Source organism: Streptomyces sp. NPDC058257 (assembly GCF_042881845.1).
Taxonomy (GTDB): Bacteria; Actinomycetota; Actinomycetes; order Streptomycetales; family Streptomycetaceae; genus Streptomyces.
The window spans coordinates 20166-33482 of record NZ_JBHVXJ010000007.1; the positions used below are offsets into that span (position 1 = coordinate 20166).

At 70.9% G+C, this 13317-nt stretch carries 12 protein-coding genes; 8 read left to right on the top strand and 4 right to left on the bottom strand.

Translation table 11 applies throughout. The annotated features are described in order from the left end of the window. Nucleotides 1–137: 137 nt before the first annotated feature. Nucleotides 138–1565, top strand: a complete 1428-nt coding sequence (locus ACFVXC_RS18595; RefSeq protein WP_389906498.1) for a dihydrolipoyl dehydrogenase family protein — start codon at nucleotides 138–140, stop codon at nucleotides 1563–1565. Nucleotides 1566–1730: 165 nt separating this feature from the next. Here ACFVXC_RS18595 and ACFVXC_RS18600 read toward each other — a convergent pair whose 3' ends face one another. After that, the gene (locus ACFVXC_RS18600; protein ID WP_389906499.1) at nucleotides 1731–3722 is read right to left on the bottom strand and encodes a heavy metal translocating P-type ATPase; all 1992 of its coding nucleotides are present in this window, start codon (nucleotides 3720–3722) and stop codon (nucleotides 1731–1733) included. 103 nt (nucleotides 3723–3825) lie between these two features. Here ACFVXC_RS18600 and ACFVXC_RS18605 point away from each other — a divergent pair, with 103 nt between their 5' ends. From ACFVXC_RS18605 to crcB (ACFVXC_RS18615), 3 genes are read left to right on the top strand one after another with little or no spacing between them, the layout of a single operon-like run. Then, nucleotides 3826–4191 (top strand): ArsR/SmtB family transcription factor, encoded by a 366-nt coding sequence (locus tag ACFVXC_RS18605; RefSeq protein WP_389906500.1) that lies wholly within the window; start codon nucleotides 3826–3828, stop codon nucleotides 4189–4191. A 44-nt stretch (nucleotides 4192–4235) separates the two neighbouring features. Next, nucleotides 4236–4658, top strand: coding sequence for a fluoride efflux transporter CrcB (gene crcB, locus ACFVXC_RS18610; protein WP_389906501.1), 423 nt, complete (start codon nucleotides 4236–4238; stop codon nucleotides 4656–4658). A gap of 22 nt (nucleotides 4659–4680) precedes the next feature. Continuing rightward, nucleotides 4681–5055: a fluoride efflux transporter CrcB gene (gene crcB, locus ACFVXC_RS18615; RefSeq protein WP_389906502.1), complete on the top strand. Its 375-nt coding sequence runs from the start codon at nucleotides 4681–4683 to the stop codon at nucleotides 5053–5055. A 111-nt stretch (nucleotides 5056–5166) separates the two neighbouring features. Here crcB (ACFVXC_RS18615) and ACFVXC_RS18620 read toward each other — a convergent pair whose 3' ends face one another. Continuing rightward, nucleotides 5167–5514 carry a tetratricopeptide repeat protein gene (locus ACFVXC_RS18620; RefSeq protein ID WP_389906503.1) on the bottom strand — a complete coding sequence of 116 codons (348 nt, stop codon included), beginning with the start codon at nucleotides 5512–5514 and terminating at the stop codon, nucleotides 5167–5169. A 182-nt stretch (nucleotides 5515–5696) separates the two neighbouring features. Here ACFVXC_RS18620 and ACFVXC_RS18625 point away from each other — a divergent pair, with 182 nt between their 5' ends. Together ACFVXC_RS18625 and ACFVXC_RS18630 are read left to right on the top strand one after the other, a co-directional pair. Next, complete coding sequence (locus tag ACFVXC_RS18625) at nucleotides 5697–6662, top strand: pirin family protein (RefSeq protein ID WP_389906504.1); 966 nt, start codon at nucleotides 5697–5699, stop codon at nucleotides 6660–6662. Between the two features lie 92 nt (nucleotides 6663–6754). Further along, nucleotides 6755–7933, top strand: coding sequence for a cytochrome P450 (locus tag ACFVXC_RS18630; RefSeq protein WP_389906505.1), 1179 nt, complete (start codon nucleotides 6755–6757; stop codon nucleotides 7931–7933). Between the two features lie 26 nt (nucleotides 7934–7959). On the opposite strand, the gene ACFVXC_RS18635 is transcribed toward ACFVXC_RS18630, so the two are convergent. Continuing rightward, nucleotides 7960–8394: a hypothetical protein gene (locus ACFVXC_RS18635; RefSeq protein ID WP_389906506.1), complete on the bottom strand. Its 435-nt coding sequence runs from the start codon at nucleotides 8392–8394 to the stop codon at nucleotides 7960–7962. A gap of 210 nt (nucleotides 8395–8604) precedes the next feature. Between ACFVXC_RS18635 and ACFVXC_RS18640 the strand changes: the two genes are divergently transcribed. Next, complete coding sequence (locus ACFVXC_RS18640; protein WP_389906507.1) at nucleotides 8605–9861, top strand: sensor histidine kinase; 1257 nt, start codon at nucleotides 8605–8607, stop codon at nucleotides 9859–9861. Continuing rightward, on the top strand, nucleotides 9849–10496 hold the full coding sequence (locus ACFVXC_RS18645; RefSeq protein WP_389906508.1) for a LuxR C-terminal-related transcriptional regulator: 648 nt from the start codon (nucleotides 9849–9851) through the stop codon (nucleotides 10494–10496). Before ACFVXC_RS18640 ends, ACFVXC_RS18645 begins: the two co-directional genes overlap by 13 nt. Before the next feature lie 387 nt (nucleotides 10497–10883). Here the strand turns inward: ACFVXC_RS18645 and metE are convergent, their stop codons facing one another. After that, a complete protein-coding gene (gene metE, locus ACFVXC_RS18650; protein WP_389906509.1) occupies nucleotides 10884–13244 on the bottom strand; it encodes a 5-methyltetrahydropteroyltriglutamate--homocysteine S-methyltransferase in 2361 nt (786 codons plus the stop codon). Between the last annotated feature and the right edge of the window lie 73 nt (nucleotides 13245–13317).

Genomic DNA, 13317 nt, shown 5'->3' on the forward strand with positions numbered 1-13317 from the left:
CCTCTTCCTGCTGCTGTCGGTCGGAGCCGCTGTGCACAACGGCTCGGGCGGCAGACGTATTCCACGCGCTCACCCGGGCTCGTTCCGCGCGCGTACCCATGTGGCCACGTCGCACACCTGCGACCACACTGTCTTCCATGACGGATTCGAAGACGTACGACGTAGTGGTCCTTGGCGCGGGTCCCGTGGGGGAGAACGTAGCGGACCGGGCGCGGGCGGGCGGCCTGAGCGTGGCGATCGTGGAGAGTGAACTCGTCGGGGGCGAGTGCTCGTACTGGGCGTGCATGCCGAGCAAGGCGCTGCTGCGCCCGGTCATCGCCCGGGCGGACGCCCGCAAGGTGCCAGGACTGCGGCAGTCGGTGCAGGGCTCCCTGGACACGGCGGCGGTCCTCGCGCACCGGGACGACTACACCTCCCACTGGAAGGACGACGGCCAGGTCAGCTGGCTGGAGTCGATCGGCGTGATCCTCCACCGAGGCCACGGCCGCATCGCCGGAGCACGCAAGGTGACCGTCACGGGCTCCGACGGGACCGAGCAGACCCTCACCGCCCGCCACGCGGTCGCTGTGTGCACGGGCACCCGCGCCGCGCTGCCCGACCTGCCGGGCATCGCCGACGTGAAGCCGTGGACGAGCCGCGAGGCCACCAGCGCCGACCATGTGCCCGGCAGGCTGGCGGTGGTCGGCGGCGGTGTCGTCGCCGTGGAGATGGCCACCGCCTGGCAGGCGCTCGGCTCGCAGGTCACGCTGCTCGTGCGCGGCGAGGGGCTGCTGCCGCGCATGGAGCCGTTCGCCGGGGAGCTCGTCGCCAAGGCGCTGCGGGAAGCGGGCGCGGACGTCCGCACCGGCGTCTCGGTCACGGCCGTACAGAGGGAGAACGGCACCGTCACGGCGACCCTGACCGGCGGCGACACCCTCGAAGCCGACGAGATCCTCTTCGCCACGGGCCGCGCCCCGCGCACCGACGACCTCGGCCTGGAGACGATCGGCCTCGACCCGGGCTCCTGGCTGCCGGTGGACGAGAGCCTGCGGGTGCAGGGCAGCACCTGGCTCTACGCGGTGGGCGACGCCAACCACCGCGCGCTCCTCACCCACCAGGGCAAGTACCAGGCCCGCGTCGCGGGCGCCGCGATCACCGCCCGCGCCCAGGACGTCCCCCTTCTGGAGACCGACCGCTGGGGCGCGCACTCCGCCACCGCCGACCACGACGCCGTACCCCAGGTGGTCTTCACCGACCCCGAGGCGGCATCGGCGGGCCTCACCCTCGAGGAAGCGGAGTCCGCGGGCCACCGCGTGCGCGCCGTGGACTACGACATGTCGGGCGTGGCGGGCGCCGGCCTCTACGCGGACGGCTATGAAGGCCGTGCCCGCATGATCGTCGACCTCGACCGGGAGGTCCTGCTCGGCGTGACCTTCGTGGGCCCTGGCGTCGGCGAGCTCATCCACTCGGCGACGGTGGCGATCGCGGGGGAGGTGCCGATCGAACGGTTGTGGCACGCGGTTCCGGCCTATCCCACGATCAGTGAGGTGTGGCTGCGGCTCCTTGAGACCTATCGCGGGGCGTAGCCGGCACGGCGCCCGGCGGCGCGCCGCCGTTTGATCCTGGGTCCGTCACCCGCCCCGGTGACGGACCCAGGTGTCTTGTGTGTGGGGGGCAGCGTCCGAAGGCGGCGGGAGGCGGCGGGAGGCGGCGGGAGGCGGCGAGGTGGCCGCCCGGGGGTGGCCGCCCGCTCAGGCCCCCGCGTCCCGCCACGCCGCGTCCCGCAGCAGCCGCAGCCCGTTGAGCCCCACGAGCACGGTGGAGCCCTCGTGGCCGAGCACGCCGAGGGGGAGCGGCAGGCTGCCGACCAGGTCCCAGGTGACCAGGACGGCGATGAACGCCCCGGCGATCACCAGGTTCTGTGCCACGAGCCCGCGGGCGCGCCGGGACAGGGCGATCACCTTCGGGACGGTGGCGAGTTCGTCCCGCACGATGACGGCGTCCGCGGTCTCCAGGGCCAGGTCGGAACCGGCCCGGCCCATCGCGATGCCGGTGTGGGCCGCTGCGAGGGCGGGTGCGTCGTTGACGCCGTCCCCGATGACCAGGACCCTGCGTCCCGCGCCCTCCGCCTCGCGCACCGCCGCGACCTTGTCCTGCGGAAGGAGCCCCGCCCGTACGTCACCGATGCCGACCTCCGCCGCGAGCCGGGCCGCGGCTCGCGCGTTGTCGCCGGTGAGCAGCATCGGAGCCCTGCCGGTCAGGGACTCCAGGGCGGTCACGGTCGCCGCGGCGTCCGGGCGGAGGCGGTCGGCGATGCCGAGGACGCCCACGGGAGTCCCGCCGCGCAGCACGAGCACAGCGGTCTGGCCACTGTCGCCCAACTGCCGTGCGCGAGCGAGGGCCTCCGTGCTCGCCGTGTCACGGGCGTCGCCGCCCAGCGGAGTACCGAGCAGCCGCGCCGGAGCCCCCACCTCGACGACGGCGCCCCCGACCGTGGCGCTCACCCCGATGCCCGGCGCCGATGCGAAGTCCGTCACCGGTGGAATGTCCATGCCGCGAGCGCGCGCCGCGCCCACGACAGCGCGGGCCAGGGGATGTTCGCTGCGGTACTCGGCGGCTGCCGCGAGCGCGAGGAGGGTGTCGTCGGTCAGGCCGCAGGCGGGGAGCGTGTGGACGGCGCTCACCCACGGAGTTCCCCCGGTCAGGGTGCCCGTCTTGTCGAGGGCGACCGCGTCCACCTGCCCCAGCCGCTCCATCACGACGGCGGACTTGACCAGGACGCCGTGCCGCCCCGCGTTGGCGATCGCCGAGAGGAGCGGCGGCATGGTGGCGAGCACCACCGCGCACGGCGAGGCCACGATCATGAACGTCATAGCCCGCAGCAGGGCCCCGGTCAGGTCGTCGCCGAGCGCCAGCGGGACAGCGAACACCGCGAGCGTCGCGACGACCATGCCGAGCGAGTACCGCTGCTCGACCTTCTCGATGAACAGCTGGGTCGGCGCCTTGGTCTCCGACGCCTCCTCGACCATCGCCACGATCCGCGCGATCACCGAGTCAGCCGCGTCACGCCCCACCCGCACCCGCAGCGCACCCGCTCCGTTCAGCGTCCCCGCGAAGACCTCGTCCCCGGTCTCCTTGGCGACCGGCAGCGGCTCCCCGGTGACCGTCGCCTGATCGACGTCACTGGCACCCTCAAGCACCTCGCCGTCCGCGCCGACCCGCTCACCAGGTCGTACGAGGATGACGTCGCCGACCTTCAACTCGGCTGTGCCGACTGTCTCCTCGCCACCCCCGTCGGCCAGCCGGGTGGCCGTGGTGGGCGCGAGGTCGAGGAGGCTGCGTACCGAATCGGCTGTGCGGGCGGTGGCAAGGGCCTCGAGCGCGCCGGACGTGGCGAAAATGACGATGAGCAGCGCACCGTCCATCACCTGCCCGATCGAGGCGGCGCCGAGAGCCGCGACGATCATCAGCAGGTCCACGTCCAGGGTCTTCTCGCGCAGTGCCCGCAGCCCGGCGAGGGCGGGTTCCCAGCCCCCGGCGACGTACGCGACGGCGTACGACGCACCCCACGTCCAGGAAGCGGCCCCCGCCAGCTGGAGCGGCAGTGCGAGCAGGAACGCGACCGTCGCCGCCGACGCCCAGCGGGCCTCGGCGAGGGCGAGGACGCGGGTGCGGCGGCGTGCAGCCGGAGCGAGGCCGGTGGAAGGCCTCTGGTCGTTGCGGGGGAGCAGGGCAGTGGGCATGACGGAGTAACCCTTCACGGGCTGGGAAGCGGCAACGCCCACACCGTACAGGAATGAATGAACAGCTTTTCATGCGTCATGGTGTCGTCGATAGGATGACGCCATGGGTCACGGAGTCGACGACAAGAGCACCGCCACCACGCGTGAACGCCTGGACACCGTGGGGGCCGCCGACGTTGCCGCCACCCTCCAGGCCCTGGCGACACCCTCACGGCTGCTGATCCTCGCCCGCCTGCAGGAGGGCCCCTGCGCGGCAGGGGATCTGGCCGAGGCGGTCGGCATGGAGCAGTCGGCCTGCTCCCACCAGTTGCGCCTGCTGCGCAACCTCGGCCTGATCACCGGCGAACGGCACGGCCGCTCCGTCATCTACGCCCTCTACGACCACCACGTCGCCGAACTCCTCGACCAGGCCCTCTTCCATGTCGAGCACCTGCGCCTCGGTCTGCGGGACGCACCGGCGGGCGGCTAGCCTGAGGACGATCTTCAGCGGCGATCTCTCGGTTCCGTCAGGTGATGCAGGTGATGCAGGTGAGGGAGCGCGGCGTGTGGCCCGCGGTGGCGGTCGTGGCCGTCGGCGGCGCGATCGGCGCGTCCGCCCGCTATGGCGCCTCCCTGATCTGGCCCACCGCCCCCGCCGCCTTCCCGACGGCGACGCTCCTGGTGAACGTCGTGGGATGCGCCGTCATGGGTGTCTTCATGGTGATCCTCACCGAGATGAGGACACCGCACCGCCTGCTGCGGCCCTTCTTCGGCACGGGCGTGCTCGGTGGCTTCACCACGTTCTCCACCTACGCGGTGGACATCGAGCGCCTGGTGGAACGCGGTCACGCCCGCACGGGCCTGGCCTATCTGGGGCTGACGCTGCTCTCGGCCCTCGTGGCGGTGTGGAGCGCGTCGTGGGCGACGCGCCGTGTCGTGGCATGGAGTCGGCCGTGAAGGACCGGAACAGGGAGGGCCGGTGAACTGGATCTGCGTGATCGCGGGGGCGATGATCGGCGCCCCGCTGCGGTTCCTCACCGACCGTGCCGTGCGGGCCAGGCGCGACACGGTCTTCCCGTGGGGGACGTTCGCGGTCAACGTGGTGGGCAGTCTGATCCTCGGCGTGCTCACCGGCGCGACCGTCGCGGGCGCCGCCTCCTCCCACGCCCAGCTGTTCCTCGGCACCGGCCTGTGCGGCGCCCTGACGACGTACTCGACCTTCTCGTACGAGACGCTGCGGCTCTCCGAGGGCGGTGCCCGGTTCTATGCGGCGGCCAATGTCGTGGCCAGTGTGGTCGCGGCACTCGGCGCGGTCTTCGTGGGCGTCGCGTTGGCGGATGCGGTGTGGGTGTGACGGACTGGGCCGGGACATCTGGATCGGAGATACGGCGAGGGCACCGATGGCCGCTGCCATCGGCGCCCTGGGGGAAGGTGACCGGCCTGTCGGCCGGTCCCGACCCGGCGATCAGGCTTCCGCGAAGTCGCCCGAGAGGGCCGCGGCCATCCGCAGGTGCGGGGCCGCGTCCGCGTCCCGTCCCTGCCGTTCGAGCGTGCGCCCGAGGAGCAGCCGGGCGTACTGCTCGACGGGGTCGAGCTCGATGATCGCTCGCAACTCGGTCTCCGCGCGCCGCAGTTGCGCCGAGTGGTAGTAGGCGCGGGCGAGGAGCAGACGCGGGGCGACCTGCTCGGGCACCTCGTCGGCCAGGGCGTCGAGGATGCGCGCCGCCGTGGCGTACTCCTTGGCGTCGAAGAACTGCCGCGCGCGCTCCCAGCGCTCCGCCGCGGTTCCGTGGTCGTAGTACGTCGTGTCCACTGTTGCCTCCTTCGAGCCCTCCAACGACCCCAGGTAGTTAAAAATTCCACTAACTACTCCCGCTGGTCGTTCCGCTGATTCGCCGGTCGTTTCCACCGCCACCGCACCGGCGCGGCGGTTCCTCCGGAATGACCGGAGCGCGTGCCTGACGGCAGGTGCTCCACGGGTCTAGGTTGTGCGGCATGAGCAATCTTGATCGCGAACCGGTCCCGTCCCTGTGCGGCGGGCGCGGGTTCGTCGTCGCCGAACCGGTCCGGGAACTCCTCAGCCCCCGAAAGGTCAAGCTCGGTCAGTCCACGGAGGTCCGTCGTCTGCTGCCGAACCTGGGCCGCCGCATGGTCGGCGCCTGGTGCTTCGTGGATCACTACGGCCCGGACGACATCGCCGACGAACCCGGTATGCAGGTGGGCCCCCACCCGCACATGGGCCTGCAGACGGTCAGTTGGCTGCACGACGGCGAGGTCCTGCACCGCGACTCCACGGGCAGCCTCCAGACGGTCCGCCCCCGCGAACTGGGCCTGATGACCTCGGGCAAGGCGATCTCGCACTCCGAGGAGAGCCCCAGATCGCACGCCCGCCTCCTGCACGGCGCGCAGCTGTGGGTGGCACTGCCCGACGTCCACCGCAACACCGACCCGCGCTTCGAGCACCACGCCGAGCTGCCCCTGGTCACGGCCCCCGGTCTGACGGCGACCCTCATCCTGGGCACGGTCGACGGCACCACCTCACCCGGCACGACCTACACCCCGATCGTCGGCGCAGACCTCACCCTGACCCGCGACGCCGACGTACGCCTCCCGCTGAACCCCGACTTCGAGTACGCCGTCCTGTGCATGTCCGGCGAGACCCGGGTGGACGGCGTCCCCGTACTGCCGGGCTCGATGCTGTACCTGGGCTGTGGCCGCACCGAACTGCCGCTGCGCGCCGAGTCGGACGCGGGCCTGATGCTGCTCGGCGGAGAGCCGTTCGACGAAGAGCTGATCATGTGGTGGAACTTCATCGGGCGGTCGAACGAGGATATCGCACAGGCCCGTTTGGACTGGATGGCCGGCTCGCGCTTCGGTGAGGTGAAGGGTTACGACGGCGAGCGCATCCCTGCGCCGGACTTGCCGCCGGTGCCGCTGAAGCCGAGGGGACGGGTGCGCTGACCAGAGGGTTCCGGCCCTATGGTGTACACGAACCGAGTTGGGCTTCGGCTCTGACGATGGTCAGCCGGAAGTGATGATCGGAGCCCGAGAGCATGACCGACCCGACACAGGATCCCCGCTTTCTCCAGGACCCGTATCCCACGTACGCGGCCATGAGGTCCACCTGCCCGGTGCAGCCCCTGCCCACCGGTTCCGGTGGGCACGCGGGGTACCTGGTCACCGGCTACGCGGAAGCACGGGAAGCTCTCGGCGACGCCAGGCTCTCGAAGGACACGGCCGCGTTCTTCGCGGACAAGGGGTCAGGGCGCCGCCTGCACCCCGCGGTTGCGCACAGCATGCTGGCCAGCGACCCGCCCCAGCACAGCCGTTTGCGCAAGCTGGTGACCGGAGCGTTCACCACCGGGGCCGTCGCAGCGCTGCGCCCCTTCATCGACCGAGTCACCAACGACCTGCTGGATCAGTGGCCCGCAGGCGAGCAGGTCGACCTCGTCGCCGACCTGGCGGTGCCGTTGCCCGTCATCGTGATCTGCGAGCTGCTCGGCGTACCGGAGGCAGATCGAACCGACGTTCAACGCTGGTCCGGAGAGTTGTTCGCCGCCGGCAGGCCGGACCTCATTGACGCGGCATCGCACGCCATGGCCGACTACATGAGTGGCCTCATCGCCGCCAAGCGCGTGCGGCCGGGTGATTCACTCCTCGACCGTCTCATCTCGGCGCGCGACGGTGACGACCACCTCAGCGAGGAGGAACTGGTCTCCCTCGCGGTGCTGCTTCTGGTCGCCGGGCACGAAACCACCACCAATTTCCTCGGTAATGCTGTCCTGGCGCTGCTCCAGCACCCTCACGAGCTGGATCGCCTGCGAAAGAATCTGGACGATGTGCCAGCCGCGTTGGACGAGTTGCTCCGATTCGATTCGCCCGTCGGCACGGCCACTTTCCGGTTCACGACGGAGGCTCTCCACCTCGGCGGCACCGAGATCCCGGGCGGCACCCCCGTGTTGGTGTCCCTCGGCGCCGCCAACCGTGACCCGCAGCGGTTTCCCTCACCCGACCAGCTCGATCTGAACCGGCACACCGCCGCCCATCTCAGCTTCGGCCACGGCATCCACCGCTGTGTCGGCGCTCCCCTGGCGAGGGCCGAGGCGGAGATCGCCCTACGAGCGACCTTGGCCCGGTTCCCAGGAATCCGCCTTGCCGTACCGCCTGATCAACTTGACTGGCGGCGCACCCGCCTTGTTCGTGGGCTGGTGTCTCTCCCCGTCCGGACGTGAACGATCAACGCTCCCGGACTCCGTCCTCACCGGTCGGCGGCGGCGCGCAGTCCGCGTCCGTTGACGATGAACGCGGTCGCGCCGATGGTGAGCGCGCAGGCGATCTGCAGCGCGACGAACCATGGCGGCAGAGCGCCGGGGATCATGTCGATCGCGATGATCGCGATCGGCATGACGATCGAGATGACGCGCACGCGCAGATAGGCCCATCGTGCTCCCCGTGCGGCGAGGACGGTCAGCCAGTACGTCACCGCGGCGCTCGCGACTACTCCGGCCGACCGGCCCCACATGAACGAGGTCACCGTCTGTCCGGTGAGCGCCAGGGCGGCGACCGTGATGAGGACGGCGGCGCCCAGCGCGCCGTAGGCCGCCACGAGGACCTTCACCCTGCCGAAGTCCCTGGCGCGGTGGGGGTTATCGAGTCGAGTGGCGTTCGCCGTGCTGCTGCTCGCGGTTTCCATGTCTCGTTCCTCTGCTCGTGTTCCCTGCTCGTATCTCTGCCTGGTGTCGACGTTAGGAAGCGCGGGAGAGGCGCGGTATGGGTCTGGGCGTAGAGGAGGGTGGGCCTTGACCCACTTCTGGGCCGACCCGGGAGGGAGCGGGCACTGTGCCGTGCACAGTGGGACCACCGAGCCGTACCGGCCACGGTTCATAAAGCAGAAGGAAGGGTCATGCGACAGTTCGCGTCGTGGGGGGCAAGTGTCTGCGTGGGGTTCGTCCGGGCATGCGTGGTGGTGGTCGTCAGCATGCTGGTTCCGGCCGTGTGGGCCGCTGCCGTAGCGCTGGGGATCTGGTGGGGGGCGGGAAACCCGTGGTCGTGGGTCGCTCCGGTCGTCCTGGTGTGTGTGGGCACGTTCGCCCTGTCCCGCCCGGTCTGCCGGATGTTCCGCTTCCTCGTCGTGAAGTGGACGGCCACCGTCGTTCCCGCCGGATACCGGCAGGCCGAGCCGGTGGTGCGGATGTCCACCGGATACTGGTGGAACGGATTCTCCTACGAACGCACCCGCCGTGACGCCCTCATGGACCAGAGGCGGCGGATCCGGTGGAACGACCCGGCGAACTGGCGTGACCTGCGTTTCACGGCTATCGCGCCGCTCACCGCGGGCGTGCTCGCTGCCGTTCCGCCGGCCGGAGTCGCCGCGGCGGTCATCGGGTTCGGCCAGCCGACGCTCTCCGCACGCCTTGTCGGGGTGCTCGGCCTGGTCGTGGCCGCCGCGGGCGCTCCGTACGCCTGGCGGTCCGTCGAGCCGGTGACCGCGCGCTTCCTGCGTGCCTCGCCTGCGATGGCCCTCGCGGACCGGGTGGATGAGCTGACGGCCCAGCGTGCGGACACCACCATCGCCCAGGCCGCCGAGATCCGCCGCATCGAACGGGACCTGCACGACGGAGCGCAGGCCCGCCTTGTCGGGCTCGGGCTTGCTCTCGCGACCGCCGAGAGGCTGATGGAGACCGACCCCGACCAGGCGAAAGCACTGATGCGGGAGGCGCGAGCGGGCGCCACCACCTCACTGGCCGAACTGCGCGAACTGGTCAAGGGAATCAACCCGCCGGTGCTCAACGACCGCGGGCTCGTCGACGCCGTTCGCGCGCTTGCCCTGGACAGTCCGCTCGAAGCGACCGTCAGCGCCGACGTTCAGCTGCGCCTGGACCCACCGATCGAGTCCGCCGCGTACTTCGGCATCGCCGAACTGCTGACCAACGCGGTCAAGCACGCTCATGCCACCCGGGCACAGATCACCGTCGCGCGGGACGACGCAGGCCTCGTCGTCGACGTCGAGGACAACGGAAGGGGCGGCGCGAGCATGCGAGCCGGTGGGGGACTCGACGGGCTGCGCCGCCGTCTCGCGGCCTTCGACGGCGCTCTGGAGATCACCAGCCCGGCAGGGGGCCCGACCCGGGTGAGGATGATGGTGCCATGCGAATCGTAGTAGCCGAGGACCTCTACCTTCTGCGCGACGGAATGGTCCGCCTCATCGAAGCGTGCGGGCACGAGGTGGTGGCGACGGCGGCAACCGGGCCCGAGACGCTCGACGCGCTGCTGACCTGGCGCCCGGACGTCGCCGTCGTCGACGTCCGCATGCCGCCGACCCAGACGGACGAGGGCCTTCGGGCGGCTCTCGCCGCCCGCCGCGAACGGCCCGGCCTTCCGGTCCTGGTTCTCTCCCAGTACGTCGAACAGCTCTATGCCCGCGAGCTGTTGGCCGACGGCACGGGTGGCATCGGCTACTTCCTCAAGGAGAGCGTGTTCGACGCCGACCAGTTCATCGACGCCCTGGAGCGCGTCGCCTCCGGCGGAACCGCCATGGACCCGGCCGTCATCGCGAAACTGCTGTCCAGCGGGTCATCGAACCGGCGACTTGAACGGCTCACCGAACGCGAACACTCCGTGCTCGCTCTCATGGCCGAAGGCTTGTCCAATCAGGCCATCGCGCGTCGGCTCTTCCTGAGTGACAGCGCCATCAGCAAGTACACCACCTCCCTCTTCGGGAAACTCGGCATCACCGATGACGACAACAACAACCGTCGCGTCCTCGCCGTCCTGACCTATCTGAACAACCCCTGATGTCTGAACAACCCTTGATATCTGAACAACCCCTGACGTGGGCTCCTCAGGCGTAGAAGCGGGACAGGCTCCGCAGAACACAGGTCGGCTTGTCGACGCCCCCGATCTCGGTCGTGCCGTCCACGGCGATCTGCCCCCGACGACCGCCGCTGCCGCATCGTCGCCCTCGCCCCGCTAGGTCCGGAGGAGCGCGAGACGTTGCATGTGCTGTTGTCGCGGGCGGCTCGTACGGATGGGGCTAGGGCGCCCAGCGGCGCGGGCCCGTGTGATCGCGGTGCGGCGCGACTCCGGGAGCTCGGCCGGACCGGGTGCATCGTGCCCGGTGCTCCAGAGCTGGATCGGGGCGGCCATCCCCCTCGAACGGCCGCCCCGACTGGTGCGTTCGGGTCAGGAACCCGTGGGCAGCTCCGCCCTCACCTCGCGTGCCGCCGCGACCAGGTTCTCCAGGGAGGCCTTGGTCTCGGGCCAGCCGCGGGTCTTGAGGCCGCAGTCGGGGTTCACCCACAGGCGCTCTGCGGGGATGGCCTCAAGACCCTTGCGCAGCAGGGCCGCTGCCTCCTCTGCGCTGGGGACGCGCGGGGAGTGGATGTCGTAGACGCCGGGGCCCGCCTCGCGCGGGTAGCCGTGCGCGGCGAGTTCGCGGGCCACCTGCATGTGCGAGCGGGCGGCTTCCAGGCTGATGACGTCGGCGTCGAGGTCGTCGATGGCCTGGACGATGTCGCCGAACTCGGCGTAGCACATGTGCGTGTGGATCTGGGTGTCCGGGCGTACGCCGCTGGTGGTGAGGCGGAACGACTCGGTGGCCCAGTCCAGGTAGGCGGGACGGTCGGTGGCGCGCAGCGGCAGCGTCTCGCGCAGCGCGGGCTCATCGACCTGGATTACCGAAGTGCCCGCCGTCTCAAGGTCGTTGACCTCGTCGCGCAGGGCGAGGGCGACCTGGCGCGCCGTGTCGCCCAGCGGCTGGTCGTCGCGGACGAAGGACCAGGCGAGCATGGTGACCGGGCCGGTGAGCATGCCCTTGACGGGGCGGTCGGTGAGGGAGTTGGCGTAGGAGGTCCAGCGCACCGTCATCGGTTCGGGCCGCGAGATGTCGCCCGCCAGGACCGGCGGTCGCACATAGCGGGTGCCGTACGACTGGACCCAGCCGTGCTGAGTGGCGAGGTAGCCGGTGAGCTGCTCGGCGAAGTACTGCACCATGTCGTTGCGTTCCGGCTCACCGTGCACCAGGACGTCGATACCCGCCTTCTCCTGGAAGGCGAGCACCTCGCGGATCTCGTTCCTGATGCGTTCCTCGTAACCGGCCGTGTCGATGCGTCCGGCACGCAGGTCGGCCCGGGCTGTGCGCAGTTCGGTGGTCTGGGGGAAGGACCCGATGGTGGTCGTGGGCAGTTGGGGGAGGCCCAGGCGGGTCCGCTGGGCCGCCGCACGCTCCGGGTAGGCGTGCGCGCGACGGGCATCGGCGCCTGTGACGGCGGCGACGCGGGAGCGTACGGCTGGATCGTGGGTGAGCGCCGAGCCCGAACGGGACGCCAAGTCGGCGCGATTGGCGGAGAGTTCGGCTGTGATGGCGCCCGTCCCCTGGGCCAGGCCGCGGGCCAGGGTGGCGATCTCGGCTGTCTTCTGGTGCGCGAAGGCCAGCCAGCGGCCGATCTGCGGGTCGATGTCCCGTTCGGCGGTCGAGTCCAGCGGGACGTGGAGGAGGGAGCAGGACGCCGAGACGTCGACCCGGTCGGCGAGACCCAGGAGCGTGCCCAGCGTGGAGAGGGACTTCTCCAGGTCGTTGATCCAGATGTTGCGGCCGTTCACGACGCCCGCGACCAGACGCTTGCCGGGCAGACCGCCGACGGCGGCGAGATCCTCGAGCTGACTGGCCGCGGCCTCGGTGAAGTCGAGGGCGATGCCCTCGACCGGCGCCTTGGCGAGCACGGGCAGCGCCTCGCCGAGTCGGCCGAAGTACGAGGCGACAAGCAGCTTCGGGCGGTCGGTGAGGGCGCCGAGGTCGCGATAGGCGCGGGCGGCGGCGTTGAGCTCGGCCGGGGTACGGTCCTGCACCAGGGCGGGCTCGTCGAGCTGCACCCACTCCGCGCCCGCCGCGCGCAGGTCGGCGATGACCTCGGCGTACACGGGCAGCAGGCGGTCGAGGAGCGTGAGCGGCTCGAAGTCGGCCGCGACGCCGGGCGCGGGCTTGGCGAGCAGCAGATAGGTGACCGGGCCGACGAGGACCGGACGGGCCGCGAGGCCGAGCGCGAGGGCTTCCCCCAGCTCGGTGACCTGCTTGGCGGAGTCGGCGGTGAAGACGGTGTCGGGGCCGAGTTCCGGCACGAGGTAGTGGTAGTTGGTGTCGAACCACTTGGTCATCTCGAGCGGCGCCACGTCCTGGGTACCGCGGGCCATCGCGAAGTAGACGTCGATGGGGCATCCCCCGCTATAGCGAAGCCGAGCGCTTGGGGAAGGGGCGGTGTCGACAGCCTCGCGGTGTCGCTGGGGGACGGCGCCGACCATGACGCTGGTGTCGAGGACGTGGTCGTAGTACGAGAAGTCACCGGTCGGCACCTCATGGATGCCGGCGGCGGCCAGATGCTGCCAGGTGGACCGGCGCAGCTGCGCCGCGGTCTCCCGGAGGGCGTCAGCGGTGACACGGCCCTTCCAGTAGCCCTCGACGGCCTTCTTCAGTTCCCGGTTGGGGCCCTGGCGGGGGTAGCCGTACACGGTGGACCGTGCTGCCGCGGCTGCGGACTTCGGTGTCACGGAAATCTCCTTCGCGAGATGACTCCTTGAGATCCCGGAGACGGGACACGGACGCGAAGGGGTGACGAACCGG